This window comes from Clostridium pabulibutyricum (genome assembly GCF_058242705.1).
Genome location: NZ_JBZAYZ010000002.1, coordinates 325,773 through 351,407, shown reverse-complemented (window position 1 = coordinate 351,407; position 25,635 = coordinate 325,773). Strand labels below are relative to the sequence as shown.

At 33.2% G+C, this 25,635-nt stretch carries 28 protein-coding genes and 1 riboswitch; of the genes, 23 read left to right on the top strand and 5 right to left on the bottom strand.

The annotated features are described in order from the left end of the window. The first annotated feature begins 92 nt into the window (after positions 1 to 92). From AC4CVH_RS05005 to AC4CVH_RS04965, 9 genes are all read left to right on the top strand, one after another. Positions 93 to 299, top strand: coding sequence for a hypothetical protein (locus AC4CVH_RS05005; RefSeq protein WP_490786680.1), 207 nt, complete (start codon positions 93 to 95; stop codon positions 297 to 299). Then, a complete protein-coding gene (locus AC4CVH_RS05000; protein ID WP_490786635.1) occupies positions 289 to 483 on the top strand; it encodes a helix-turn-helix transcriptional regulator in 195 nt (64 codons plus the stop codon). The genes AC4CVH_RS05005 and AC4CVH_RS05000 overlap by 11 nt, the downstream gene beginning before the upstream one ends. Positions 484 to 613: 130 nt before the next feature. After that, complete coding sequence (locus AC4CVH_RS04995) at positions 614 to 1,657, top strand: aldose 1-epimerase (protein ID WP_490786679.1); 1,044 nt, start codon at positions 614 to 616, stop codon at positions 1,655 to 1,657. Positions 1,658 to 1,811: 154 nt separating this feature from the next. Next, on the top strand, positions 1,812 to 3,455 hold the full coding sequence (gene hcp / locus AC4CVH_RS04990) for a hydroxylamine reductase (protein WP_490786678.1): 1,644 nt from the start codon (positions 1,812 to 1,814) through the stop codon (positions 3,453 to 3,455). 166 nt (positions 3,456 to 3,621) lie between these two features. Continuing rightward, complete coding sequence (locus tag AC4CVH_RS04985) at positions 3,622 to 4,329, top strand: lantibiotic protection ABC transporter ATP-binding protein (RefSeq protein ID WP_490786634.1); 708 nt, start codon at positions 3,622 to 3,624, stop codon at positions 4,327 to 4,329. 1 nt (position 4,330) lies between these two features. Continuing rightward, on the top strand, positions 4,331 to 5,083 hold the full coding sequence (locus AC4CVH_RS04980; RefSeq protein WP_490786633.1) for a lantibiotic immunity ABC transporter MutE/EpiE family permease subunit: 753 nt from the start codon (positions 4,331 to 4,333) through the stop codon (positions 5,081 to 5,083). Between the two features lies 1 nt (position 5,084). Beyond that, positions 5,085 to 5,864, top strand: coding sequence for a lantibiotic immunity ABC transporter MutG family permease subunit (locus AC4CVH_RS04975; protein WP_490786632.1), 780 nt, complete (start codon positions 5,085 to 5,087; stop codon positions 5,862 to 5,864). A 14-nt stretch (positions 5,865 to 5,878) separates the two neighbouring features. Further along, positions 5,879 to 6,538, top strand: a complete 660-nt coding sequence (locus AC4CVH_RS04970; RefSeq protein WP_490786631.1) for a response regulator transcription factor — start codon at positions 5,879 to 5,881, stop codon at positions 6,536 to 6,538. Further along, a complete protein-coding gene (locus AC4CVH_RS04965) occupies positions 6,529 to 7,923 on the top strand; it encodes a sensor histidine kinase (RefSeq protein ID WP_490786630.1) in 1,395 nt (464 codons plus the stop codon). The genes AC4CVH_RS04970 and AC4CVH_RS04965 overlap by 10 nt, the downstream gene beginning before the upstream one ends. A gap of 3 nt (positions 7,924 to 7,926) precedes the next feature. On the opposite strand, the gene AC4CVH_RS04960 is transcribed toward AC4CVH_RS04965, so the two are convergent. Beyond that, positions 7,927 to 8,505: a flavin reductase family protein gene (locus tag AC4CVH_RS04960; RefSeq protein WP_490786629.1), complete on the bottom strand. Its 579-nt coding sequence runs from the start codon at positions 8,503 to 8,505 to the stop codon at positions 7,927 to 7,929. A gap of 182 nt (positions 8,506 to 8,687) precedes the next feature. Between AC4CVH_RS04960 and AC4CVH_RS04955 the strand changes: the two genes are divergently transcribed. The 3 genes from AC4CVH_RS04955 to AC4CVH_RS04945 all read left to right on the top strand — a co-directional run bounded on the left by AC4CVH_RS04955 (position 8,688) and on the right by AC4CVH_RS04945 (position 11,079). Then, positions 8,688 to 8,945, top strand: coding sequence for a hypothetical protein (locus AC4CVH_RS04955; protein WP_490786628.1), 258 nt, complete (start codon positions 8,688 to 8,690; stop codon positions 8,943 to 8,945). 115 nt (positions 8,946 to 9,060) lie between these two features. Beyond that, positions 9,061 to 9,258, top strand: a complete 198-nt coding sequence (locus AC4CVH_RS04950) for a hypothetical protein (RefSeq protein WP_490786677.1) — start codon at positions 9,061 to 9,063, stop codon at positions 9,256 to 9,258. Positions 9,259 to 9,420: 162 nt separating this feature from the next. Beyond that, a complete protein-coding gene (locus tag AC4CVH_RS04945) occupies positions 9,421 to 11,079 on the top strand; it encodes a glutamine--tRNA ligase/YqeY domain fusion protein (protein ID WP_490786627.1) in 1,659 nt (552 codons plus the stop codon). A gap of 56 nt (positions 11,080 to 11,135) precedes the next feature. On the opposite strand, the gene AC4CVH_RS04940 is transcribed toward AC4CVH_RS04945, so the two are convergent. Both AC4CVH_RS04940 and AC4CVH_RS04935 read right to left on the bottom strand, forming a co-directional pair. Beyond that, positions 11,136 to 12,032, bottom strand: a complete 897-nt coding sequence (locus tag AC4CVH_RS04940; RefSeq protein WP_490786626.1) for a DUF2156 domain-containing protein — start codon at positions 12,030 to 12,032, stop codon at positions 11,136 to 11,138. 43 nt (positions 12,033 to 12,075) lie between these two features. Then, positions 12,076 to 12,627, bottom strand: coding sequence for a GNAT family N-acetyltransferase (locus AC4CVH_RS04935; protein WP_490786625.1), 552 nt, complete (start codon positions 12,625 to 12,627; stop codon positions 12,076 to 12,078). A gap of 156 nt (positions 12,628 to 12,783) precedes the next feature. After that, positions 12,784 to 12,893, top strand: a riboswitch (TPP riboswitch). A 120-nt stretch (positions 12,894 to 13,013) separates the two neighbouring features. On the opposite strand from AC4CVH_RS04935, the gene thiS reads away from it, so the two are divergent. Genes thiS through AC4CVH_RS04915 form a run of 4 tightly spaced genes read left to right on the top strand, consistent with a single transcriptional unit; the run spans position 13,014 to position 15,762 of the window. Continuing rightward, entirely contained in the window at positions 13,014 to 13,211 is a 198-nt protein-coding gene (gene thiS, locus AC4CVH_RS04930; RefSeq protein WP_490786624.1) for a sulfur carrier protein ThiS, read from the top strand. A 38-nt stretch (positions 13,212 to 13,249) separates the two neighbouring features. Next, on the top strand, positions 13,250 to 14,017 hold the full coding sequence (locus AC4CVH_RS04925; protein WP_490786623.1) for a thiazole synthase: 768 nt from the start codon (positions 13,250 to 13,252) through the stop codon (positions 14,015 to 14,017). Positions 14,018 to 14,035: 18 nt separating this feature from the next. Further along, positions 14,036 to 15,145: a 2-iminoacetate synthase ThiH gene (gene thiH / locus AC4CVH_RS04920; RefSeq protein WP_490786676.1), complete on the top strand. Its 1,110-nt coding sequence runs from the start codon at positions 14,036 to 14,038 to the stop codon at positions 15,143 to 15,145. Then, positions 15,145 to 15,762, top strand: a complete 618-nt coding sequence (locus AC4CVH_RS04915) for a thiamine phosphate synthase (protein ID WP_490786622.1) — start codon at positions 15,145 to 15,147, stop codon at positions 15,760 to 15,762. Before thiH ends, AC4CVH_RS04915 begins: the two co-directional genes overlap by 1 nt. A 39-nt stretch (positions 15,763 to 15,801) precedes the next feature. Here the strand turns inward: AC4CVH_RS04915 and AC4CVH_RS04910 are convergent, their stop codons facing one another. Beyond that, a complete protein-coding gene (locus AC4CVH_RS04910; protein ID WP_490786621.1) occupies positions 15,802 to 16,617 on the bottom strand; it encodes a methyl-accepting chemotaxis protein in 816 nt (271 codons plus the stop codon). An 801-nt stretch (positions 16,618 to 17,418) separates the two neighbouring features. On the opposite strand from AC4CVH_RS04910, the gene AC4CVH_RS04905 reads away from it, so the two are divergent. From AC4CVH_RS04905 to AC4CVH_RS04880, 6 genes are all read left to right on the top strand, one after another. After that, on the top strand, positions 17,419 to 18,321 hold the full coding sequence (locus AC4CVH_RS04905; protein ID WP_490786620.1) for a dihydroorotate dehydrogenase: 903 nt from the start codon (positions 17,419 to 17,421) through the stop codon (positions 18,319 to 18,321). Positions 18,322 to 18,353: 32 nt separating this feature from the next. Beyond that, positions 18,354 to 19,577 (top strand): MFS transporter, encoded by a 1,224-nt coding sequence (locus AC4CVH_RS04900; RefSeq protein ID WP_490786619.1) that lies wholly within the window; start codon positions 18,354 to 18,356, stop codon positions 19,575 to 19,577. Between the two features lie 74 nt (positions 19,578 to 19,651). Continuing rightward, a complete protein-coding gene (locus AC4CVH_RS04895; RefSeq protein ID WP_490786618.1) occupies positions 19,652 to 20,851 on the top strand; it encodes a PucR family transcriptional regulator in 1,200 nt (399 codons plus the stop codon). Positions 20,852 to 20,873: 22 nt separating this feature from the next. After that, entirely contained in the window at positions 20,874 to 22,094 is a 1,221-nt protein-coding gene (locus AC4CVH_RS04890) for a M20 family metallo-hydrolase (protein ID WP_490786617.1), read from the top strand. Next, positions 22,091 to 23,362 (top strand): dihydroorotase, encoded by a 1,272-nt coding sequence (locus AC4CVH_RS04885; RefSeq protein ID WP_490786616.1) that lies wholly within the window; start codon positions 22,091 to 22,093, stop codon positions 23,360 to 23,362. Before AC4CVH_RS04890 ends, AC4CVH_RS04885 begins: the two co-directional genes overlap by 4 nt. Then, positions 23,346 to 24,104 (top strand): iron-sulfur cluster-binding protein, encoded by a 759-nt coding sequence (locus AC4CVH_RS04880; protein WP_490786615.1) that lies wholly within the window; start codon positions 23,346 to 23,348, stop codon positions 24,102 to 24,104. Before AC4CVH_RS04885 ends, AC4CVH_RS04880 begins: the two co-directional genes overlap by 17 nt. Here the strand turns inward: AC4CVH_RS04880 and AC4CVH_RS04875 are convergent, their stop codons facing one another. Next, the gene (locus tag AC4CVH_RS04875) at positions 24,105 to 24,779 is read right to left on the bottom strand and encodes a Crp/Fnr family transcriptional regulator (RefSeq protein ID WP_490786675.1); all 675 of its coding nucleotides are present in this window, start codon (positions 24,777 to 24,779) and stop codon (positions 24,105 to 24,107) included. 126 nt (positions 24,780 to 24,905) lie between these two features. On the opposite strand from AC4CVH_RS04875, the gene AC4CVH_RS04870 reads away from it, so the two are divergent. Beyond that, positions 24,906 to 25,631, top strand: coding sequence for an ATP-binding protein (locus AC4CVH_RS04870; protein ID WP_490786614.1), 726 nt, complete (start codon positions 24,906 to 24,908; stop codon positions 25,629 to 25,631). The last annotated feature ends 4 nt before the right edge of the window (positions 25,632 to 25,635 follow it).

Below are 25,635 nucleotides of genomic sequence, written 5' to 3'. Positions count from 1 at the left end.
TTTCCACAACAATTATTAAGATATAAATGTAAAAACATTTTTACATTTATATCTTGAGGGATAATTGAGAGGGGATGATTGCTGTGAGAAAAATGGATGAAATGGAAATGAGTGTTAACTTAAGAGCTATAAAATGTGCATGGTTTTATACAATAATATTTTTAACGGTTTGGCTTATATATAATTTTATTCAGACAGGGGATACTGGAGTACCCGGTTTCTTGTTGGTAACACAAAATTTAGTATTATTTGCAGTGGAATTTTTTTTGAAACGGAAGCTTGGTAGAGATGAAAAATAATATAAAAATTTTGAGAAAACAACTGGGACTCAGACAAGAAGATGTAGCGCATTTTTTAAATGTAACAAGACAAACCATAAATGCCATTGAAAATAATAGATATAATCCAACATTGGAATTAGCTATGAAGCTGGCTAAATTGTTAAATACTACAGTAGATGAATTATTTACGCTTGATGACTAAATCTTTTGATATAATGTGTATGAAATTAATTATTGTTGATAATTGCTTTTATAATTTGTATAATATAAATGTTCACGTTAACAACAGCTAAATATCAGTAATGTGTACGTTAACAATAATTAATATGGAGATGATTGAAGTGCCAACTTGTAAAATTGAAGATGCATACGTAAAGAATATTGAGTGGAAGGGACACACTGCAGTTGAATTTTCAGCAGGAGGATATGAAGCAATCATGGTACCTGAAGTGGGTGCCAACATTGTAAAATTGAAAAACACTATAAAAAATGTAAATGTATTAAGAGAACCGGAGGAAAATTTGGAGTTTGACAAATTTAAGGAAAGACCTCAAATATATGGACTTCCAGTATTATTTCCTCCCAACAGGATAGAGGATGGAACTTTTAAAGTAGGAGATAAAATTTATAAATTCCCAATAAACGAGCCTAATAGAAATAACTATCTGCATGGATTTATAAAAAATGAAGCATGGGAAATAACAAAAAGAGAGGTTGTTTCAAATAGTGAAGTCCAAGTTGATGCAATCTTTAGTTTTACAAAGCAGCATGATTTCTACAAATATTTTCCACATGAATTTAAATTTAAATTATCTTATAATCTTTCAAGCCAAGGACTGAAACAAACTGCAAGCCTCACAAATTTAAGCGATGAAAAGATGCCTGTAGGTATAGGATATCATTCTGCTTTCAATGTGCCCTTCGATGATAATAAAAATGATGAGGATTTTAAGGTTATAGCTTCAATAGATAAAAGATGGGAACAAGATAAGAGAAATTTGCCAACAGGTAATATTTTGGATCTTACAGATGAAGAAAAGAAGATGTTAAATAAGGGAATGTCTGTTTCAGGAAGTCCTATAGAAACACATTATACACTTAAACACATGAAATTTTGCAATGGGGATTTTAAAGGGGCAGCAATTGAGGACAAGTCTAATAAACTAAGAGTTGTCTATGAAATGGGTGATAAGTACAAGCATCTTGTAATATGGAACGGTACGGGAGATGAGCATTTTGTATGTATAGAACCGCAAAGCTGGGTTATAAATGCACCTAATGTTAAAATGCCGGATGATGTAACTGGATTTACCACGCTGGCCCCAAAGATGACCTGGAGTGAAGTATTGAGAATATACATTGAAGACATAAAATAATATAGTGCCTTTACTTTTAAATTCAAACTGTTATTTATTTTATTTGGTAATACAAGATTTATAATTTAAATAAATCAAGGGAATACTAATAAAATAAATAGCAGTTTTTGTGTGATAAGTTTTATAAGAAGGGGCGATACAAGTGGAAAATTCAATGTTTTGTTATCAATGTGAACAAACAGCAGGTGGAAAAGGATGTACTAAAAGCGGAGTTTGCGGTAAAACACCGGAAATCGCAAATCTGCAGGATCTGCTTATATATCAGTTAAAAGGCATTTCATGTTATGGAAAATCTATTATCGATGGAGGGGGAACTATTGACAAGCAAATAGTAGGGTTTGTAGAAAATTGCTTGTTTACAACTCTTACCAATGTGAATTTTGATGCGGAAGTACATGTAAAACTTCTTAAAGAGTCCCAGAATATAAAAGAACGTCTGAGAGAAGAAGCACCTAAAGGCAATTATCCATTGGAGGCCCTATATAATTTAAGTTCTACCAGAGAAGCAATGCTTAAAGATTCAGTAAAGGCAGGAATTATGTATGATCAAAATCTTGATGCGGATATTCGTTCTTTAAGATCCACTATATTGTATGGCTTAAAGGGGATAAGTGCCTATGGTCATCAGGCAAGATGTCTTGGATATGCGAGCAATCAAGTGGATGATATTTATTTTTTCGGGCTTGAATCAACAACGAATAATGATTTGACAGTTGATGACATGATACGAATGACAATGAGAGTCGGCAATATGTCAGTTGCCGTGATGCAAACTTTGGATGAGGCAAATACTACGAAATATAAGAATCCTTCACCTCAAAAGGTAAATATAAAGATAAAGAAAGGACCGTTTATTATAGTTTCAGGACATGACCTCAAAGATCTTGAGATGCTTCTCAAGCAAACTGAGGGAAAGGGAATAAATATTTATACTCATGGAGAAATGCTTCCGGCACATGGATACCCTGAACTCAAAAAATACAAACATCTTATAGGAAATTTCGGGTCTGCATGGCAGAATCAACAGAAGGAATTTGATGGAATTCCGGGATGTATTTTAATGACAACAAATTGTATGATGAGGCCAAGAGAAACATATAAAGACAGGATATTTTCAACAAGTGTGGTAGGTTGGGACGGTGTAAAACATATTGATACTTTGGAGGACGGCAGTAAAGATTTCAGTGAAATAATAAATAAAGCAATTGAACTTGGCGGATTTAAAGAAGATGAGAAGGAAAAGAAGATACTGGTTGGATTTGGACACCATGAAACACTGCTTCATGCAGGCGATATTGTAGATGCAGTAAAGAAAGGAAAGATAAGACATTTCTTTCTTATAGGAGGTTGTGATGGTGCAAGACCTGGAAGAAACTATTATACTGATTTTGCAAAGATGGTTCCCAAGGATTGTATAATTCTCACCCTTGCCTGCGGCAAATACAGGTTCAACAAATTGGATTTTGGCAATGTAGCAGGACTGCCAAGGCTTTTGGATGTGGGACAATGCAACGATGCCTATTCGGCAGTCAGAATTGTTACAGCTCTTGCAGATGCATTTGATACAGATGTAAACTCGCTTCCGGTTACTATTGTACTTTCATGGTATGAGCAGAAAGCAGTCGCTGATCTTTTAGCCCTTTTGTCCCTTGGTATAAAGGGGATTTATCTTGGACCAACACTTCCGGCATTTATATCTCCAAATGTACTTCAATATTTAGTTGATACATTTGACATAAGGCCTATAAGTACTCCAGAAGATGATTTGAATAGTTCACTCAATTTTGCACTACAATGATTTTTTAAACATAATTTTATAAATTATTTAGGGGAATCTGGTTTGAATTGATATAATCAGATTTCTTTTTTATATTTAGTCCAGTTAAAAATTAGTTATCAAACGATTCCTTATAAAATCCTTATAATTATAAATTATTATGTAATCAAACAGGAGGGCGGTTACAATGAATAATTTAATTTTAGAAACTAGAGATCTTTGTAAAAATTTTAAAGGACAAATGGCAGTGAGTAATATATCATTTAAGGTTAGGAAGAATTCTATTTATGGACTTTTAGGACCAAATGGTGCGGGAAAATCTACTACATTAAAGATGATAACTGGAATGCTTCGTCCAAGTGGCGGAAAAATTCTATTTGATGGACATGAATGGTCAAGAAATGATCTGAAGAATATAGGAGCTTTAATTGAAGGTGCACCCCTTTACAATAATTTAACTGCCAGAGAAAATTTAAAGGTGCGTACAATAGTGTTAGGATTACCTGATAAAAGAATTGATGAGGTGCTTGAAATAGCTGATTTAAAGAATACTAAGAAGAAAAAAGCAGGACAATTTTCTATGGGAATGAAACAGAGACTCGGTATTGCAATTGCTCTTTTAAATAATCCAAAGCTTTTAATACTCGATGAACCTACTAATGGGCTGGATCCTTTTGGAATACAGGAACTAAGAGAACTTATAAAATCATTTCCTCAAAAAGGAATAACAGTAATACTATCCAGCCATATATTGAGTGAAGTTGAACAGGTGGCTCATGAAATTGGAATAATTTCAGGTGGAGTTTTGGGATATCAGGGAGATATGAAAAAAGGAGAAGATCTTGAAAAATTATTTATAGAGGTTGCAGGAAAGTATAGAAGGGAGGGCGAATAGTATGGGAGCTTATTTTAAATCAGAATATTTAAAGATAAAGCATACATTTATTGAAAAACTTATTTTTATTGCTCCGCTTATTGCTATAGCACTTTCATTTGTGCTTACAACGCGTTATTTTGCAATTGACAGTTACAATTGGTGGTATACAATGCTTTTTCCCGGAACTATATCTATATTATGCACATCAGTTGCTTCTAAAGATAAAAAGATGAAAAATATGGCTGTGCTTTCCATGCCGTTAGATTTAAAAAAGGTTTGGATTGCAAAAATACTTGTATGTGTGTGTATGATTTCATTTGCGGTTATTGTCCAGTTAATTGGAACTGTATTTATAGGCAATGTTTTGGGGATAGGAAAGCTTGGCGCTATTCAGGCAGTAAATGCAGTGTTTGCCAGCATAATTTTAATAATAACATTTTTGTGGGAGATACCGTTATGCATGTTTTTAGGAAGCAAAATAGGAATGTTTGCCACAGTGTTAATCAATATTATAAGTTCTTTTATATTAGGAGTACTGCTTGCGACTAATGATGTTTTATGGATGATACCACATGCAGTTCCTTCAAGGCTTATGATTCCAATTATAAAGGTGTTGCCAAATGGACTCAGGGCAATTCCTGAAAGTCAGACCTTTAAGCCGGAGTTATTGTCAAACAGCGTTATAATTCCTGGAATTATAATTACGCTTATTTTATTTGTTATACTTTCACTTTTAACTGCAAGATGGTATAGAAGTCAGGAGGCAAGATAATATGCTTGTAAGATTAATAAAAGCTGACTTTTATAAAATTCGCCATACTGCAATGGTGTGGGTTCATATTATAGTCCCAATATTTATTTCATTAGTGTTTGTGGCGTATTATGCATACTCAAGTGGGAGGATAGGCAGTGCCTCTAAGTTCAATTTGTATACTCAGGTTTTGTCAATTGGGTTTCCTATGATAATTGGCATAGTATGTGCCATGACTGCAGATTATGAATCGGATGCGGGAAATTTTCAGGCTATGCTTATGTCAAAAAATAAGCTTTTAAGCTTTATGAGCAAAGTATGTATGCTGCTTATTATGGCGTTTTTTTCTCTTACTGTTGCAATTGGTGTTTTTGCACTAGGATTAGAACTTTTAACTCATGAAAATATATTTAGTTTTTATATTTATGTAAAGGTGATTTTAATTTTATTATTAAGTGAGGTATTTTTGTATATACTGCATTTATTATTAAGCTTTCGCTATGGAAGTGGGGCATCTATAGGACTTGGAATAACAGAAAGTTTAGTTTCGGCACTTATGCTTACAGGACTTGGAGATGTAATTGGCAAATGGCTTCCTTGCAGCTTTGGAGCGAGGATAATACAATCTTATATAATGTTAAATAGTAATATAAATGATGTTAATGTAATGTTAAATAAATTTAACGGGCTGTATATGAATGAATTTAAAATTGGAATATATGTATGTGTGGCTGAAACTATCGTATTGTTTTTGTTGAGTTTGATATGGTATAACTATTTCGAAGGAAGAAGTGAAAATTAGAAAGAAGTGAGATTATGGCGAATATACTTGCAATTGACGATGAAATGGATATTCTTGAAATAATAAAGGCCGCACTTTTAAAAGAAGGTCACGGGGTAACTGCTGTCAGTGATTTTTCATCTTTTAAGCTTGAAAAGTGTACCGATTATGATTTAATTTTACTTGATGTTATGATGCCGGGTATTGATGGCTTTACCATTTGCAGAAAACTTCGTGAACTCGTGGATTGTCCTATTTTGTTTTTGACGGCAAAAGCATTGGAGGAAGATATTGTAAAAGGACTTGGTATGGGCGGCGATGATTATATTACAAAGCCTTTTGGAATAAATGAACTGCGTTCAAGAGTGGCAGCACACCTTAGACGAGAGAAAAGAGAAAAACACAATAGTTTTATTGTATCTGGAATAAAGTTTAATCTATCATCGAAAGAGGTATTTATAGGAGAAGAGCAGACTCTTTTGACAAAGAGTGAATATGAAATCAGCGAGTTTCTTGCTATAAATCATGGTCAGGTGTTTTCTAAGGAAAAAATATATGAGACTGTATTCGGTTTTGATGGTGAAAGTGACAGTTCAGCCGTTGTTGAACATATAAAAAACATAAGGGCAAAGTTTGCAAAGTTAAATGTGCATCCAATTGAAACAGTTTGGGGGATTGGATACAAGTGGGTTTAAGGTTTAAGAAAAGCTTAAAGGGCATATTCATTAGATATATTGTTGGTTTTGGCTTTATAGCAATATTAATTATGGGGTTACATTTTTCATTATTTAATATTATGATTAAAAATGGGATTATATTGCGCGCCGATTATTTTGAAAAAAAACTTGAGAAAAGTAAAGATGCAATTGTAAAGGCGAATAAAGTCACACAAGATTTGATACCGGATGGCTGCAGTTATGGCGTATATAGTAAAAATGGAGCTATGCTTTATGGTGATTTTACAATTAATCAATCAAAAAAAGCATGGAAGACAGTTAAAGGCGAATTGTATGATAATAATTATTACAAGGTATTTTATAGGAAAAATGATATTTGTATTGCAAAATATTCTATAGGAGTCCAATTTAGTTCACAAATTCTAAGAAAATATTTGCCAGAGCCTGGCTATATGGGACTTATTGTTTTTATATTATTTATTATGCTGGAAATAGTTTTGCTGTCAGCGGTGTTTGGAAAATATATTTCCAGAGAAATGAAAATCTTAATGGAAGCGGCTGATAATGTTAAAAGGAGAAATCTTGATTTTAAATCTAAGCATTCAAACATACGTGAAATTGAAGATGTAATAGCAGCATTTGATGACATGAAGAATGAATTAAGAACTTCTTTAGAGAAACAATGGAATATGGAGGAAACAAGGAAAAATCAAATTTCTTCATTGGCACATGATATAAAAACGCCTATTACAATCATAAAAGGTAATGCGGAACTTATTAACGAAAACAATTGCTTGGGGGATATCTTAAAATACAATAATTATATTTTGAAAAGTATAGATGAAATTGAAAAATATGCAAGCATGCTTATAGATATAACAAAGTCAGAAAGTGTTCTCACTTTGTCAAATACAAGGATAGATACGAGGGAGTTTTTTTATAAAATGCTGTATAAGGCAAAGGCATTGGCATCTAAAAAAAATATTCAAGTTGTAGTTAAGGATTATAAGATACCGGATTTTTTTTATGGAGACGAAGAGCTTTTATATAGAGCGGCAATGAATGTTATTTCAAATGCAATTGATTATTCGCCTGAATCTGAAAAGATATTGTTAAAAATTTATACATACGAAAATAATATTGAGTTTTCGATTGAAGACAGCGGATGCGGTTTTTCAAAAGAAGAGCTTTGTCATGCAGTAGAGCAGTTTTACATGGGAGATAAGAGTAGAAATTTAAAGAGGCATTATGGAATGGGACTTTATATTGCGGATTCATTTGTAAAACTTCATGGAGGAGTTTTACAAATTTCAAATTCAAAGGAAATGAGTGGAGCAAAAGTATTGCTTTGTATACCACTCAATATGGAAAACTATTTGAATGACAGTTCAAGAAATGTTTAGTTATTATTTTTTCTTCCTTTTTTTCTTCACTGAATATCCAAAATGCGCCAGGGGCTTTGAATTTATACCATAGTATTCACCATGACAGTAGCACATGAGATTTGCATTTCCAAGGCATATTTTACCGCTTGAATCGATAAGATTTTCATTTACTTTTATATTCATTATTTTAAGAAGAAATAGATCATGAGTTCCAAGTGGAACGATTGATTTTACACGACATTCTATGGCTACAGGAGATATTTCAAGAGAAGGTGCCGATACTGCAATTCCTTTGTTTGTCTCCAAACCAAAATGTTTTATTTTGTTTTCTTTTCTACCTGAAACTACACCACAGTAATCAACTATTTTTACCATGTTCTTTGTCGGCAGGTTTATAACACATTCGCCGGTTTCTTTTATGTATTTGTAGGAAAGACGTTCAGGACGTATTCCCATTGCTATAATTGGTTCTTTTGTGCATACGGTACTAACCCAGGCAGCTGTAAATATGTTCAATTTTCCAGATTTGTCTTTTGACGTTACAAGTACCACAGGTGTGGGATTTAGCATTGCGCTTCCCTTAAAATTTAGTTTTTTCATTTTGCCCTCCATAAAATGTCTTGCTTATTTTATACCTTTTTTATTTTATAATTTTTCAATTCCAATGTCCATATAAAAGTAGTAGGACAAAGCGCTTTTTATAGTTGGTTGCATATAATCAGTAAATATTGTAATATATAATGTATCTATACATTTAAAGGCTATTTAAGGATGTATTAATTATGAATTTTGATTTTATAAATGTTTTTAATTATATTTCAGCTTGTATGCTTATTTACATAACTGTTTTTATCGTATTTTATTCGTATAGGACTTTAAAGAATTCAATTGAAAATGGTCTTGTAAAAAACGTTTTTTTAGATATGACTATTCACGTGAAAAAATTTGGTATGGTAAAATATATATGTTATGAAAAATATAATATGTGGAGATTCTGTATTCAACCGTATTCAAATAATATTCAGCCAATAAAATATTAATTTTAAAGGAGATTATACATTGAATATTATTTTGAATTTATTTACTGAACTTCTCCAGTGTATTTTTAGTTTCACGGGGGATTGGGGTATTGCTGTCATTATCTTTACTTTGCTTGTGAAGTTTGTACTTTCCCCACTGTCTTTTAAACAAAAGATTAGCATTTTTAAACAGCAGGGAGTCCAATCCAAAATAGAAAAAATAAAGGCCGAGTATAAGAATGACAATAAAGGCTCCGGTAGTCATAGGACTGTATTTTATATCTTCAAGTGTATTTTCTTTTGCAGAAGATGTAATCTTCAGGGTATATTTTAGAAACAAGGGCTTTGTGTAGGAAATTGGAAGGCATTTAACATTTGAATGCCTTCTGTTGTTTGTTTTATAAGATATACATATTTGAACATAATATAAGAAAACATAGTTTTAAACTGATTTATATTAGATTTATAAACAACATAACAGAAAAGGAATGATTCTATGAGTGAAAACAAAGTTGCTTCAAACTTTATAAAAAACATGATAGAAGATGATTTGGAGTCCGGCAGGTATAAAAGTATAATGACAAGGTTCCCACCGGAGCCCAACGGATATTTACATATAGGCCATGCGAAATCCATAGTTTTAAATTTTGGCCTGGCAAATGCATTTAATGGAACGACAAATTTGAGATTTGATGATACGAATCCTATAAAAGAAGACACAGAATATGTTGAGTCAATAAAAGAAGATGTAAGCTGGCTTGGATTTAAATGGGACGAGATTCGTTTTGCATCGAACTATTTTGATGAGATGTATAATCGTGCAGTACTTCTTATCAAAAAAGGAAAGGCATATGTTTGCGACTTGAGTGCAGATGAAATGAGAGAGTACAGGGGAACTCTTACAAAGCCAGGGATAGAAAGCCCTTATAGGAATAGAACTGTAGACGAAAATTTGAGGCTTTTCAATGAAATGAAAGATGGAAAATTTCAGGACGGGGAAAAGGTGTTGAGAGCTAAAATAGACATGGCTTCGCCTAATATAAATCTCAGAGATCCTGTAATATACCGTATAGCACATGCTGTTCATCAAAATACTGGCAGCAAATGGTGTATATATCCAATGTACGATTTTGCACATCCTCTTGAGGATGCAATAGAAGGAGTGACACATTCCATATGTACACTTGAATTTGAAGACCATAGACCTTTATATGACTGGGTCGTACGTGAGTGTGAAATGGATAATGTACCAAGGCAGATAGAATTTGCAAGGCTGAATATGACAAATATGGTTATGAGCAAGAGAAAGCTTAAAAAACTTGTAGATGAAAATGTTGTAGATGGATGGGATGATCCGAGGATGCCTACCATTGCAGGACTTAGGAGAAGAGGATTCACCCCTGAATCGGTAAGGAATTTTTGTCATGCCATAGGTGTGTCAAAGGCAAGCAGTGTAGTTGATTCTCAAATGCTTGACTATTTCCTTAGGGATGATCTTGAAAAGAAGGCACCAAGAACAATGGCGGTGCTTAGACCTCTCAAACTTGTTATAACCAATTATCCTGAGGGAAAAGTTGAAGAATTTGAAGTCGAAAACAATCCTGATGATCCTAATGCAGGAAAGAGAAAAGTGCCTTTTTCAAGAGAAATATACATTGAGCAGGAAGATTTTATGGAAGAGCCTCCTAAAAAATATTATCGATTGTTTATAGGAAATGAAGTAAGACTCAAGAGTGCTTATTTTGTAAAATGCAATGAGGCGGTTAAAGATGAAAATGGAAATGTAGTTGAAATACACTGTACTTATGATCCGGAGTCAAGAGGTGGAAGCAGCCCTGATGGAAGAAAAGTAAGAGGAACAATTCACTGGGTTAATGCAAGTACTGCGGTTCCGGCTGAAGTAAGGCTCTATGAACCTTTGATACTTGATGAAAAAGTTGAGCAAAATGATTCTTTTCTTGATAATATCAATAAAAATTCACTTGAAGTTCTTGAAGGATTTTTGGAGCCTAATATAAAAAGTGCAGGGCCGGGAGAAAAGTTTCAGTTCTTCAGACATGGATATTTCAATATGGATCCCAAAGATTCAAAAGATGGCAAGATTGTATTTAATAGAATAGTTTCTCTTAAAAGTTCTTTTAAAATAAAAAAATAGTAAAAAAATAGTAAAAAAATCAGGTAAACTAATGTTTGGAGTTTACCTGATTTTTTTTAATTTATGCTTATACAGTATTTTTTGCCCATTTTAACTGGATGGTATGATTTTTTTGCTTTTCTGAGTCCTTCAAGACCAAGGTCCTGTTCTCTGTTTATATATGGAATATCCGACATATAATTTTCGAGGAAAGTTTTGTTTACAAAGGTGTAAATTCCGTCTATGTTTGGAAGACCTTTTTCTATGTGTATTATTCCCATATTTGAATTTACTTTTTCTCCTATTGTAAAAGCGGATATATTACCGTCTACATATACAGCGAGAGCCATTAAGTTCAAAAATTCCATGTTACTGCACAGTTCTTTTATTCCATCGAGTTCATAATACAAGTATTTATCGCTGCTTTTTCTTTCGTTGTACCATATCTCAGCGGCTTTCAGAAAGTCGTCCTTCACTCCTGGTTCGAAAAAATCTTTTATTTCGTAATTATAAGATTTAACGAATTTGTTGTAATGATTCTTTTTTGAGTGAAGTTTTTTACCGGATAATGTCATTAATTTTTGAGTATCATATATGTAGTCGAAATTATCAACATCTTCTCTTATTGTAAATTTTTCAGCATACAGTTCTTTAAGGTCTCTTACAAAAGCTTCTTCTGCATCACAAAATAAAATTTCCATATTAGCTGACATAGAGTACTCTATTAGTTCTTCTATTATGCTTTTGAGATTATCTTTTGTATAGCCGATTGGCTGCATAAAATGATATTTTCCATCGAAGCCTTGTTTTTTTATGACTATTGAATTGTCAATTGAAGTATAGCTTATATCACAGCCTTTTCTCCATATTAGTAAAGATGTAAAGTTATATTCGCAGGTATCAAAGTGATATCCCTGAAGATATTTGTCAAAGACAGCTTTGTCGTCAATGGTCAGGGGTTTAAATTTTAGCATAAAAATTCTCCTTGTCAATCCTATGATTATTTTTTTAGTGAAATTATTTATTTGAAAAGTTCCACTCGTTTTTTAGTAGCCCGTACAGATACATGTCAAATCTTTTATTATCTCTGTGTATAAATTCTCTGTAGGTACCTTCTTTTTTAAAGCCTGTTTTTTCATATAAGTTTATTGCAGGTGTATTATAGCTTAAAACCGTAAGTTGTATTTTGTGAAGATTAAGTTCTTGAAATCCAAATTGTATGGTAAGATTTAGTGCATCATATCCAAGTCCATGTCCTCGGTTTGAAGCAGATCCTATTCCTATATATATAGTTGCAGTTCCATTGTTCCATAGTATATTCTCATATCCTGTGACACCTATTAGTTTTTTGCTTTGAATATCTCTTACAGCAAACATGAATTTGTCTGGAGATTTTTTTGTATCTTCTACCATGGATTTCAATTCGCTGCATGATCTTGGAAAAGATGTAATCATGTCATAGTTCCTGAGAAAAAACTGATCATTATACCAGTTTTCAAGTGTAGAAATATCATCCTCTTTGAAGGACGTCAGTGTTATGTTTGAGCTTTTTAGCAAATTTTTTATCAAGAAAGTTCCTCCTTGTAAAAATTAAATAATAATAACTTTTTTATAATATTATAACTTATATAGGCAATATAGTTCAAATGTAAATTGAAAATTGTACGTTGATTTAATTTATTTAAGTGATATAATAAAAACTGCAAGTACTTGTGACAATTTAATATTAAATACGAGGAGAGGTCATAGTGATGATCTGAGAGTGGAATGTTATTCCTTATTCTTATAACCTGATTTGGGTAATGCCAACGTAGGGAGAGTAATATATATATCTATACGCAGATTCTCCTAGAATTTGTGTGTTTTTATTTTGATAGAGTATTTTTTTACTGAGGCATTTATATGCCTCTTTTTTATATTTATAGAATATTCACAAATAAAGGAGGGCAGATATTATGAAAATAAATGGGAAAGATATGAGTTTCCCTGAGGGAACAACTGTATTTGAACTTTTACAAAGTTTAAATGTGGATTCTACAAAAGTTGCGGTTGAAGTTGATTTAAACATAGTCGAAGGGAATGCTTTTAAAGCATGCAGATTAAAAAAAAATTCATCAGTTGAAATTATCCGCTTTGTAGGCGGGGGATGTTGAGAATTAAAATAAAAAAGTATAAATGGAGGAATTAATTTATGGACAAGTTAGTTATTGGTGGAAAAGAACTGGAAAGCAGATTGTTTTTAGGTACAGGCAAGTATTCTTCCGACAGTGTACTTCCGGAGGTGTTAAAAAGTTCAGGTACAAATGTAGTCACGGTTGCACTTAGGCGTGTTGATATGAATTCTAAAACAGGTAATGTTATTGACTTTATAGGAGATGAATATACACTTCTCCCAAATACGTCTGGGGCAAGATCAGCAGATGAAGTTGTGAGACTTGCCAGACTTGGAAGGGCTGCAGGATGTGGGAACTGGATAAAAATAGAGGCTATTCAGGACAATAAGTACCTTCTGCCCGATAATATAGAAACAGTGAAGGCTGCAGAAATACTTGTAAAGGATGGATTTGTAGTATTGCCATATATAAATCCTGACTTGTCGACGGCAAGGAGACTTGTGGATGTCGGAGCAGCTGCTGTTATGCCACTTGGATCACCTATAGGATCAAATAGGGGTATAAGAACCAGAGAGATGCTAAAAATACTGATAGACGAAATAGATGAAGTACCTATAATTGTTGATGCAGGTATAGGAAAACCTTCTGATGCAGTAATGGTTATGGAAATGGGAGCTGACGCTGTTCTTGTAAATACTGCAATTGCAACATCAAAAAAACCGGTGCGTATGGCAGAGGCATTTAAATATGCTGTAAAAGCAGGCAGGGAGGCTTTTAATTCGGGACTTGGAGAAGTTAAAGATTCAGCCTCGGCATCTTCACCGCTTACAGGTTTCTTAAGATAGGGGGATTGTGATATGGAAATAGGAATTTATGATGAGATAAGAAAATATGACGACTTTGATTTTGAAGGTTTTTTTGAAAATGTTCAGGATTCGGATATTGAGAATATACTTTGCAGGGACAGAATAAATAAAATGGACTTTTTGGCACTCTTGTCTGAAAAGGCTGAGAAATATCTTGAACCCATGGCAGCAAAAGCCCATGAAATAACTGTTAGAAATTTTGGAAAAAACATAGTTTTGTATACTCCAATATACATTGCAAATTATTGTACGAATAAGTGCATATATTGTGGATACAATGTTGAAAACAAGATTGTGCGCAAGAAGATGACGTTTTATGAGATTGAAGAGGAGGCGAAATCTATAGCAGAAACAGGTCTAAGACACATAATACTTTTAACAGGAGAATCAAGGTATTATTGTCCTATGGAGTATTTGAAAGGAGCAGTGAAAATACTTAAAAAATATTTTGATTCCATATGCCTTGAAATTTACCCTTTGGAGGAGAACGAGTACAGGGAACTTGTGGAGCTTGGGGCGGACAGTTTGACGGTTTATCAGGAAACCTATAATCAAGAAGTTTATAAAAAGGTTCATCTTGCAGGCAAGAAAAGGGATTATAGATACAGGCTTGAAGCTCTTGACAGGGGATGCAGGGCTGGAATACATTCTGTTGGAATGAGTGCACTTCTTGGACTTGATAAATGGAGAAATGAGGTGTTCTTGACAGGAATTCATGCAGCTTATATGTCAAAAAAATATCCGGCTGTGGAAATAAGCATGTCTGTGCCAAGGATAAGACCTCATGCAGGAAGTGAAATAAAGATATACGATGTCACTGACAGAAATTTAGTACAAGCTACACTTGCATACAAGATATTTCTTCAAAGAGCAGGAATAAATATAACTACAAGGGAAGGTAAATATATGAGAAACAATATGATACCTCTTGGAGTTACAAAAATGTCGGCGGGGGTAACAACGGAAGTTGGAGGTCATTCTCTTGGAAAAGATGAAAAAGGTGATGGTCAGTTTGTAATATCCGATGGAAGATCTGTGGATGAAATAAGAGCGGAAATAGAAAGCAAAGGGTATAATCCGGTGTTTAAAGATTGGCAGTTTTGTTGATGAAGAACAGTATGATTTTCAAGTTGAAGGAAAATAACAGGATAATTTCTGTTACAAACAGGAGTATTTGTGGACAAAATAATTTCTACAAAAAAATAGAGAGATGTGCAGAACTCGGTACGGATGCAATTATGCTCAGGGAAAAAGATCTGCCGCACGAGAAAATACTTGAAATGGCAAAAAGAATAAAGAACATAATAGAAAAGTATGGAACATTGCTTATAGTAAATGATGATCTAGAGGCAGCTTTAAAATCGGAAGCATTTGCTTTTCACACAAGTTTTAAAAAGTTTAAAAGTATGAATAGATCTCATTCAAGTTTAAGGATTATTAAAAATTCAAAAATGAAGATTGGTGTATCTGTGCATAGTTTGGATGAAGCTAAAGAGTCGGAAAAGATGAATGCAGACTATATAGTTGTCGGAAATATATTTGAAACTGATTGTAAAAAAGGATTAAAGGGAAAAGGACTTGAATTTTTAAACCAAATAAATAAAAAAGTAAAAATACCTGTTATTGCAATAGGTGGAATTGGACCGGAAAATATAATAAATGTTTTTGATACTGGTGTATATGGAGCTGCTATAATGTCCTATGCCATGAATGTAGAAGATTAGAATAAAAGCAGTGTGCAAATAGAATTTTGCACACTGCTTTTATTCTGAAAGATCATTTATATTTTTCACTAATATATTGAGATTGCTTATGGAAGAATTTAATTCTTGAATTTGATCAAGTTGTTCTTTGGAGATTGAGGAAGAGTCTATTTCTTCCGATACATTTTTGACTTCTTCATTTATCTCTTCAAGTATAGAATTTATTTCAGATACTGATTTGTTTATGAAATTTGACAATTTTCGTATTTCATTTGCTACTACTGAAAATCCTTTTCCCTTGTCCCCCGCCCGGGAAGCTTCAATTGCAGCATTTAGCCCAAGAAGATTGGTTTTTGAAGCTATGTTTTTTATAAATATAAGTACTTCATCAGTATTTTGGGTTTTTTGTGCAGTGTCTTTTATCTGACTTAAGATGTTATTGTTGAAGTTCACAGATTCTTCTATACCAGATTTTAAGGTTTCAGAGGTAGTTGAAATATCTGAAATTGCATTTGAAAGTATTTTTGATGACTCTATAAATTTGTAATGACGTTCTAAACTTTTAACCAGCACTATACTTCCAATTATGATATCGTTTTCTTTAACTGGAATACCAATGGCTTTTATTTCTGTACCGAAAATTTCTTTTGGAACTATTGTTGTAACAGTTTTTTTGGATTTTATGCATTCATAAGCAGCACCTTTTGGTCTTAGAGGATCTCCCGGTTTTGCATTCATGTTTATATTCTTGCTGTTTACAACTTTTATGAAGTGCGTTGTATTTGACATGGTGAAGGCTATCTCATCGTCAAAAAAGTAGTACATATATGGAATCATTATATTGAACGCGTTTTGCAATTCGTTTTTTATTTCCACTATATTTCACCTCGGGATTGAATATATATTTTACTACTATTTTAAGTCCTTTGGATATGATTGTCCATCAATTTATAAATGTTTTTAGAAAAAGTAACATTTAAGGCTCTGGTTAATATTATAGAAGTATAGAACACATGATGAAAAATCAGGATACCTAATAGTAAAGAAAACAAGGAGGGGTCTTTATGTCACGTAGATGTTGTGGTGGCAATGGAACAGGTAAGGAAGTAATAATGATTATAATATTGTTGCTGCTTTGCTGTGGCTCTAGTTGCGGAAGAAGATGCTAGTAGTAACCAATTTATACGTGGAAATTTAACTTAGGATTAAAAATAAGGCAACTTAAAATTTAAGATGATAAGGAGGGTTCTTTATGTCTAACAGATGCTATGGTGGAAGAGGAGGATTTTGTGGCGGAAACGAAGTTATGATAATAATAATTCTATTATTATTATGCTGCGGTTGCGGCTGCAATAGATAAAAAGCAATAGGAATTTATAACTTTAAGGAAAACGAGTCTCTCGTTTTCCTTTTTTGTATGATGAATTTAATAGATTAAAATAAGATTTATTTAAATAATATTGATGCTGAGTTGGAAAATTGTAAAAGTAAGTATAACTATGTATGTATTTTATAAAATATACAACTTATTTTTTATATACTGTTAAAAATAACAAAAATTATAATCAAATTTTGTTTAATTTAATAAAGACAAACAAAACTATTTTTGGTATACTTTATTACATTCATAAAAAAAAATGCGTTTTAATTATAAAAAGTCAAGGAGATGTAATAATAATGAATACTTCGATAAAAATTGGAGACTTAAAATTTAGGAACCCAGTAATGAATGCATCTGGAACTTTTGGACTTGACGAATACGAAAAATATATAGATTTCAGTAAAATTGGAGCGCTTATTCCCAAAAGTGTTACTTTAAATTCAAGGATAGGAAATCCACCTCCGAGAGTAACGGAAGTTGAAGGTGGAATATTAAATTGTGTTGGAATTGAAAATAAAGGTGTAGTTGATTTTGTAAAAAATAAAATTCCAAAACTTAAAAGAATAGATACAAATATAATCGCAAGTGTGGCTAATAATTCGACAGATGATTATGAAAGCTCCATAAAAATTTTAGAGGAATCAAGTGAAATATCTGCATACGAGATCAATATATCATGTCCTAACATATCAGAGGGAGGAAAAGTTTTTGGAATGTCAAAGGAGCTGACATACGAGGTTGTGAAGAATGTACGAAAATATACCGATAAACCTGTATTTGTAAAGCTTACTCCAAATGTTACAGATATAGTTGAAATTGCAAAAGCTGCTGTAGAAGCTGGAGCAGATGCACTTACTGTTGCCAACACATATATAGGAATGCAAGTTGATATTGAAAACAAAAAGGCCGTACTTGGAAATACAATAGGAGGGTTTTCAGGAGCAAGTATAAAGCCATTAACGATGAGGCTTGTTTATAATATAAAAAAGAATCTGGACATTCCTGTAATTGCCTGCGGAGGAGTATTTACAGCTGAAGATGCACTTGAGTATCTTATGGTTGGTGCATGTGCAGTACAGGTTGGGACTGCAAACTTTGTAAGGCCTAATGTTATGGAAGATATAGCATCAGGTATTGAAAAGTTTATGTTTAAAAAACATATTGACGATATAAATGATTTTATTGGAAGTTTGGAATAGAGTTTTAGAAAATATAACGAGGAGTGAGGAATTTGAGTACAGAGTCAAACGTAGTAATTACAAAGGAATATCAAAACAAAGTATTGCTCTCATCTATACTAGGATTTGCAGTGGAAATGGTTGATATTATGATACTTTCATTTGTTTTAACTGCAATCATAAAGGATTTTAACATAAGCTCTGCTTATGGAGGACTTGTATCATCAATAACAAACATAGGAATGCTTATAGGCGGTGTATTTTTTGGAATACTTGCTGACAAGAAAGGGAGAGTGAAGGTATTTACATACACCATACTTATATTTGCAGTAGCTACAGGTCTTATGGTATTTGCAAAAAATATATATGTTGTATATGTACTTCGTTTTATAGCTGGTATTGGCGGTGGAGGAGAGTATGGTATTGGAATGAGTCTTGCTGCAGAAGCTTTTCCAAAAGAAAAGCGTGGAAAGATAAGTTCTTACATAGGAGTAGGAGGACAGGTTGGAAGTATAGTAGCTGCAGTAGCTGCTGCAATTGTGTTTCCTATAGGAGGATGGAGACCTCTTTTCATAATTGGAATAATACCTGTGGTTCTGGCATTTTTGGTTAGAAAACATCTTCCGGAATCTCCAGTCTGGGTGGCAAATAAAAATAATGTTAAGATTGAAAAAAAGGTATCTGTAAAACAACTTTTTAACTCAAGAAAAAGAGCAGTTACAACTCTGTCGCTTATGATAATGTGTATTGTTCAAATTGCAGGTTATTTTGGACTCATGAACTGGCTGCCATCTATATTGCAGAAAAGGATGGGACTTAGTGTAACAGGTTCATCCATATGGATGATAAGTACAATAATAGGCATGAGTCTTGGAATGCTTCTATTTGGAAGAATTATGGACAAGTTTGGCGCGAAAATATCCTATGCAATATTTTTAGCAGCTTCTGCAATTTCAGTTTTCTTGTACGTTTATGCATCAAATTCCATTGAACTTCTTATAGGAGGAATGATAGTTGGATTCTTTGCAAATGGTATGTTTGCAGGATATGGTGCGTTTATAAGCAATTTATATCCAACTACTATAAGAAGTACTGCAAATAATACTATATTTAATGTAGGAAGGGCAATCGGAGGGTTTTCACCGTTTTTTATAGGATTCTTCCTTGATCATTACAGTTTGACTATAGCTATGGTATTTTTGTCAGTGTTGTATCTTATTTCATTTACTGTTGTAATTTGCATGAAAATTCCAAAGATTAGTGAAGAAACTGTGTAATTTTTATTAAGAGATGCCAAAAGTATCTCTTAATATATTATAATTGGTATTGAGAAAAATATGGAAGTGATGTAATGCTTACAATTAGAGAGGCTATGAAAATCAGCCCTTTGATAAAAACAAGACTGGTTGGAGGAAGAAAAGGTATTGATAATGTAATAAAAAGTGTAACTGTTATGGAAGTACCCGATATAGTTCATTGGATAAAAGGGGGGGAATTTCTAATAACCAGTTTTTATTTTATGGAAGATGTTAATGTACAGCTTGATATTTTACATCAACTCAGCAAATTTAATGCTGCAGGCCTTGCAATTAAGATAAATGGTGGAAAATCTATACACGAAAATGTTATTAAAGAAGCAAATCGTATGAAATTTCCACTTGTTGAAATACCTGATAATGTAACTTATCTTGATATAATGACACCTTTGAATCATAAAATATTTGAAATAGAACAACATTTTAATCTAGTTGAAGAATACATAAAATCTATAATGTTTCATACCTATAAAAATATTGAAAATATTATAGACAGAGGGAAGAGTCTTGGATATAACATAGAAAGAGAATTTATATATACAATATGTGTGGATATGGGAAAAATTGACTCACAACAAAAATATAATTCTATATATGTAAAAGACAGCATATGCGAATTTGTAAACAATACCATGTGCTTATTGAGGGAAGACAATAAAACTGTAAATTATTCAGTTGTGAGAAATATAGAAGATGCAACGGTGCTTATACAGGCAGAAGACAGAGAAAATTGTAAAAAAACAGGAAGGTATGTTCTAAATTTAATTTTGAACCATATAGATATAAATTATAAAGGTGATCACATTTATACGGGTATTGGAAATGTGCTACATGGAATAGCTGGAGTGGAGGAAGGATATGAACAATCCAAAAATGCTATAAGGCTTGGAAGGGTTATAAATGGAGATAAAAACTATTGTTTTTACAAAGACGTAGAATTGTATAGTATATTTTACAAAAATTATTCTGAAAATATTTCATGCTTTGGAAAAATCGCTTTGGGAAAACTTGTAGAGGATAATGAACTTATGGAAACTATTTCGATGTATTTTGAGTGCAATGAAAATATTTTAAATACAAGCAACAGACTTTTTATACATAAAAATACACTTAAATATAGATTGAAAAATATTGAAAAGATAACAGGGTTGGATATGAAAAAAATCAATGACAAGATAAAACTGTATTTTGGAGTTGTTGCTTATAAAATAGAAAGTTGGAAAAAAAGAAATTAATTGTATTAATGGAGATGTTCTGATGAAAATGAATGATGACTTGGCTATATTGAAGAACTGGTTTGAAGGATTTTATAAAATAGGCAGGGATGATGTGGGTCCTGGTGTTACAAGAATGGGTTACAGTAGGGAAGAAGACAGTATGCATCATATGTTTGAGAAAATTTGCAGGAAACTTGGAATCAACACGAAAGTGGATAGTGTTGGAAATACTTTTGCATACTTAAATGAGGGAGATAAAAGAAAATTTTATCTAATAGGTTCCCATCTTGATTCTGTACCGAATGGAGGACAATATGACGGAGTTTCAGGAGTACTTGGAGGTCTTCTTATTTTAAAATGGATAAAGGAAAACAAACTTGACATACCTTTAAGAGTAGTTGGACTGAGATGTGAAGAATCCAGCGCTTTTGGAAAAGCTACAGTTGGCAGCGGGCTTATAACTGGAAATATAAAAGAAGATGAACTTAAAAAATTCAGTGGTGTTAGAGAAGAGAGCATGTATGAAATTTTAAAAGCCAGGGGTTATTTAAAAGAAGATTATAAGATAAAGAATTTAAATAAATATATAGAAATTCATATAGAGCAGGGAAGGGTCCTATATGATAGGAACATACAGGCAGGTATAGTAAATGCTATTGCATGTTCAAAAAGGTTTAGGCTCGAAGTACACGGAAGACAGGACCATTCTGGTGCCACACCAATGTCAATGAGAAAAGATGCATTAATTGCAGCCTCAGAGGTTATAATAGAAATCGAGAGACTTGGAAATGAGGAATCCAGGCATTCTACAGTAGCAACTGTAGGAGAAATATATGAGACTCCAAATGCTTTAAACGTTGTACCGGGATTTGTAGAGCTTGGTATAGATATAAGAGGCATAAGGACAAGCAGTATAAATTCTCTTATATCAAAACTTAAAGATAAAATAAAAGAGATTATGGAGAGACGTAAGGTATCCTACGATTTTATCCAGATATCATCGGGAGAACCTGTTGAACTTAATGGGGAAGTTATTCAGGGACTGAAAAAATCTGCAGACAGCTTAAATATAAAAAGTATTGAAATGCCAAGTGGGGCAGGTCATGATGCAATGGAATTTGCCAGCATAGCAAAAACAGGAATGGTATTTATACCGTGCAGAGAGGGAATAAGTCACAATCCCGATGAAGATATTAATTTGGAAGATCTTTTAAATGGATGTAAAATAGTTTATGAATATATAAAGGAGGATTTTAAGTGATACTTATAAAAAACGGACGTGTTATTGATCCGCTTAGCAATTTAGATGAAAAACTGGATATACTTATAGATGGAGAAAATGTAGTTAAAATAAGTAAAATAGTAGAAGAAACCAGGGCAGACAGGATTATAGATGCATCAAAAAGTATTGTATCCCCTGGTTTTGTAGATGTGCACAGCCACTTCAGGGATCCTGGATATACATACAAAGAAGACATATTTACAGGAGCCGAAGCTGCAGCAAAGGGCGGATATACTACAGTTGTATGCATGGCAAATACAAATCCTGTTGTAGACAACGAGGATACTTTAAAATATATATTAGACCGGGCAAAAAAAGCAAAAATAGAAGTACTTCAGGTGGCAGCTATTACAAAAGGCCTTTGCGGAAAGGAAATTGTAGACATGGATTATCTTAAAAAATGTGGAGCCGTAGGTTTTTCAGATGACGGAAAGCCTATTAAAAATTCAAGGGTTGCCGAAGATGCCATGTTTATGGCAAAGGAGCTTGATGTACCTTTGAGTTTTCATGAGGAAGATCCAGACCTTATATGTGAAAACGGAATAAATTCAGGAGAAATAGCCAAGAAGCTTGGCATAAAAGGTTCTCCTGGAGAGGCTGAGAGTGTACTTGTTGCAAGGGATGCAGTTCTTGCAATAAAAACCAGGGCAAAGGTAAATATACAGCATATAAGCTCTGCTTTGTCAGTTGAACTTGTAAGACATGCAAAAAAACTTGGGGCGAATATAACATGCGAGGCTACTCCACAGCATTTTAGTATAACAGAAGATGAAATTATAAAAAAAGGTTCAAATGCAAAGCTAAATCCTCCTTTAAGGACAAAAGACGACAGGTCAGCAATAATAAAAGGACTGTCAGATGGAACAATAGATATTATAGCAACAGACCATGCACCTCATTCGGAGAAGGAAAAACAAGGTGAAATTGTAAAAACTCCAAGCGGAATGATAGGACTTGAAACTGCACTTTCCCTTGCTGTTTCAAATTTGGTAAAACCAGGGCGTCTAAGTTATATGGAGATTTTGAAGAAACTTACTTTGAATCCTGCGAGACTGTATAATCTCGATAGAGGTTACATAAAAGAAGGTCACAGGGCGGATATTGTAATATTTAATCCGGAGGAAGAGTATGTAGTAGGTTCCTTTGCGTCAAAATCATCAAATTCTCCTTTTACCGGGGAGAGGTTATACGGAAGGATAAAAAACACAATATACAGAGGAGAAGTTGTATATGAAGACAAAAGATAAGGTTTGTGTCACAGAACACGAAATTTTATATAATAGAGAGGTGGTTCCAGGATATTTTATAATGGGATTTAAGTGCGAAGATATGGCCGGGGCAAAACCAGGTCAGTTTTTATCTCTGTCTATAAAGGGAATGGAAAAAAACATGCCTGTTAGAAGATGTTTTACCATATATAAGATACTTGGAGATTGCATTGAAATATTGTACAAAATTGTAGGAAAGGGAACAATTCTTTTTTCAACTTTAAAAAAGGGAGAATTCATAAATGTACTTGGTCCTCTTGGAAATACATTTGAAATATTTGAAGGCACAACTTCTGTGTTGATAGGAAGAGGATGTGGTCTTGCTTCTCTTGCCAATCTTGGAAAAAAACTGCGTGAATCAAATTGCAGAGTTGTAACCATAGGAAGTTTTAGAAATAAAGGTGTTAACTTTATAGATGACTACATAAAAGGGTTTTCCAGTGAACTTTCCTGTGTATATGATGAAGATAATACGAGTGATGTTTTAAATATAAGACAAATTGTGGCAAGGTCAAAACCTGATGTAGTATATTGTGGAGGTTCAAACAGAATAATAAAAATGGTTCAAAGCCTTGATTGCAGGGCGTATGTATCAATGGAGCAAAAAATGGGCTGTGGACTTGGTGCGTGCGTATGCTGTTCGATTAAAACTATAAATGGATATAAAAGAGTGTGCAAGGATGGTCCGTGCTTTAGTGTAGATGAAATAACCGTCATTTAGTTAAATCAGATTTTTTAAATAATCCAAATCTTTTATTGTTATGTCATGCTTTGAAAAGTCTATTATGTTTTCATTTTTCATGTTTACGAGTTCTCTTGAAAGGGAAGGCCTTGGAATACCAAGCTGATCTGCAAGCTCTTTCTTTGTAATGTGAAGTTTTATGATATTGCTTTTTTGAATATTGTATTCATCTACAATGTAGGAGCTTATTTTTTCTCTTAATGTTTGGTAAGATATATTTTTAACTTTTTTATTTAACATAAGTATCTTGTTTGATAAAAGAGACATAAAATTATTTAAAAATATATTTGAGATGGTACACAGTTTTGATACATTATCTTTTGAGATAAACAATATTTCTGAATCTTGGGAGGTTACTATTGTTGCAGGATATGTGTTTTTGTTTGAAAAAAGAATGACTTCTCCAAATATGTTTCCAGAGGACAACTTACTTAAGGTTATAATTTTGCCGGAGGAATATATTTTTTGAACTTCAATACTGCCTGATATTACAATGCCTATTTTTGAACAAGCAGTGCCTTCGATTGCTATAACTTCGTCCTTTGAATACTGCAACAAATCATAATTTACGCTGCTTATAAGGGAGTTTATTTCTTTAGCTGAGAAATTTTGCATTAATATGCACTTTTTTAAAATACAAGTTAAATCTTTTATCATATATGATTTTACCGCCTTCCATAATAAAATTCGTAAATAGTAACTTATGTTACGGAATTTATTGAATCATTATATTATAATGATCACATAAAATCAATAATAAACTTTGGGGAGGAATAAAATATGATAAGAAAAATTGTAAATATAGATAAAGAAAAATGTAATGGATGCGGACTTTGCATAGATGCCTGTCACGAAGGAGCAATAAGGCTTGTAGATGGAAAGGCTGAACTTATAAGTGACGAGTATTGTGATGGGCTTGGAGATTGTCTTCCAGAATGCAGTGCCGGAGCAATAGAAATAATTGAAAGGGAAAGTGCAGCTTATGATGAAGAAATGGTATTGAAGAAAAAGAATTCGGAGAGCCATGAGAAAATGCCATGCGGATGTCCGGGAACTGCCGCAAGAGTTATAAAAAGAAGGCCTGCAGTTCCTGCTAGGCAAAGAGTTGAAAAGCCAGTTGATAGTTCCAAGTTCCAGGTTTCAGAGCTTCAGCAGTGGCCTGTACAGTTGAAACTTGTGAATTCCAGGGCACCTTATTTAAAGGGCGCGAATCTTCTTGTAGCAGCAGATTGCACTGCTTATGCCTATGCAGCATTTCACAGGGATTTTATAAAGGGGCGTATTACACTCATTGGATGTCCAAAGCTTGATGATGTAGCTTATTATGAAGAAAAGCTCACTGAGATACTTAAAGTAAACAGCCCGAAAAGCATAACGGTTGTAAGGATGGAAGTACCATGCTGTAAGGGAATTGTGGCAGCGGTGAAAAGTGCCATGCTAAAATCCGGCACAATAGTTCCATACAATGAAGTTGTTGTAACAACCGATGGAAATATTATGAAGTAATCAG

Coding starts and splice junctions, on each gene's coding strand:
- AC4CVH_RS04960 (WP_490786629.1), bottom strand. CDS start 8,505: ATGAAAAAACTAAATTTTAAGGGAAGCGCAATGCTAAATCCCACACCT.
- AC4CVH_RS04970 (WP_490786631.1), top strand. CDS start 5,879: ATGGCGAATATACTTGCAATTGACGATGAAATGGATATTCTTGAAATA.
- AC4CVH_RS04915 (WP_490786622.1), top strand. CDS start 15,145: ATGAAGAACAGTATGATTTTCAAGTTGAAGGAAAATAACAGGATAATT.
- AC4CVH_RS04985 (WP_490786634.1), top strand. CDS start 3,622: ATGAATAATTTAATTTTAGAAACTAGAGATCTTTGTAAAAATTTTAAA.
- AC4CVH_RS04995 (WP_490786679.1), top strand. CDS start 614: ATGATTGAAGTGCCAACTTGTAAAATTGAAGATGCATACGTAAAGAAT.
- AC4CVH_RS04880 (WP_490786615.1), top strand. CDS start 23,346: ATGAAGACAAAAGATAAGGTTTGTGTCACAGAACACGAAATTTTATAT.
- thiS (WP_490786624.1), top strand. CDS start 13,014: ATGAAAATAAATGGGAAAGATATGAGTTTCCCTGAGGGAACAACTGTA.
- AC4CVH_RS05000 (WP_490786635.1), top strand. CDS start 289: ATGAAAAATAATATAAAAATTTTGAGAAAACAACTGGGACTCAGACAA.
- hcp (WP_490786678.1), top strand. CDS start 1,812: ATGTTTTGTTATCAATGTGAACAAACAGCAGGTGGAAAAGGATGTACT.
- AC4CVH_RS04870 (WP_490786614.1), top strand. CDS start 24,906: ATGATAAGAAAAATTGTAAATATAGATAAAGAAAAATGTAATGGATGC.
- AC4CVH_RS04955 (WP_490786628.1), top strand. CDS start 8,688: ATGAATTTTGATTTTATAAATGTTTTTAATTATATTTCAGCTTGTATG.
- AC4CVH_RS04945 (WP_490786627.1), top strand. CDS start 9,421: ATGAGTGAAAACAAAGTTGCTTCAAACTTTATAAAAAACATGATAGAA.
- AC4CVH_RS04890 (WP_490786617.1), top strand. CDS start 20,874: ATGAAAATGAATGATGACTTGGCTATATTGAAGAACTGGTTTGAAGGA.
- AC4CVH_RS04925 (WP_490786623.1), top strand. CDS start 13,250: ATGGACAAGTTAGTTATTGGTGGAAAAGAACTGGAAAGCAGATTGTTT.
- AC4CVH_RS04980 (WP_490786633.1), top strand. CDS start 4,331: ATGGGAGCTTATTTTAAATCAGAATATTTAAAGATAAAGCATACATTT.
- AC4CVH_RS04975 (WP_490786632.1), top strand. CDS start 5,085: ATGCTTGTAAGATTAATAAAAGCTGACTTTTATAAAATTCGCCATACT.
- AC4CVH_RS04905 (WP_490786620.1), top strand. CDS start 17,419: ATGAATACTTCGATAAAAATTGGAGACTTAAAATTTAGGAACCCAGTA.
- AC4CVH_RS04940 (WP_490786626.1), bottom strand. CDS start 12,032: ATGCTAAAATTTAAACCCCTGACCATTGACGACAAAGCTGTCTTTGAC.
- AC4CVH_RS04895 (WP_490786618.1), top strand. CDS start 19,652: ATGCTTACAATTAGAGAGGCTATGAAAATCAGCCCTTTGATAAAAACA.
- AC4CVH_RS05005 (WP_490786680.1), top strand. CDS start 93: ATGGATGAAATGGAAATGAGTGTTAACTTAAGAGCTATAAAATGTGCA.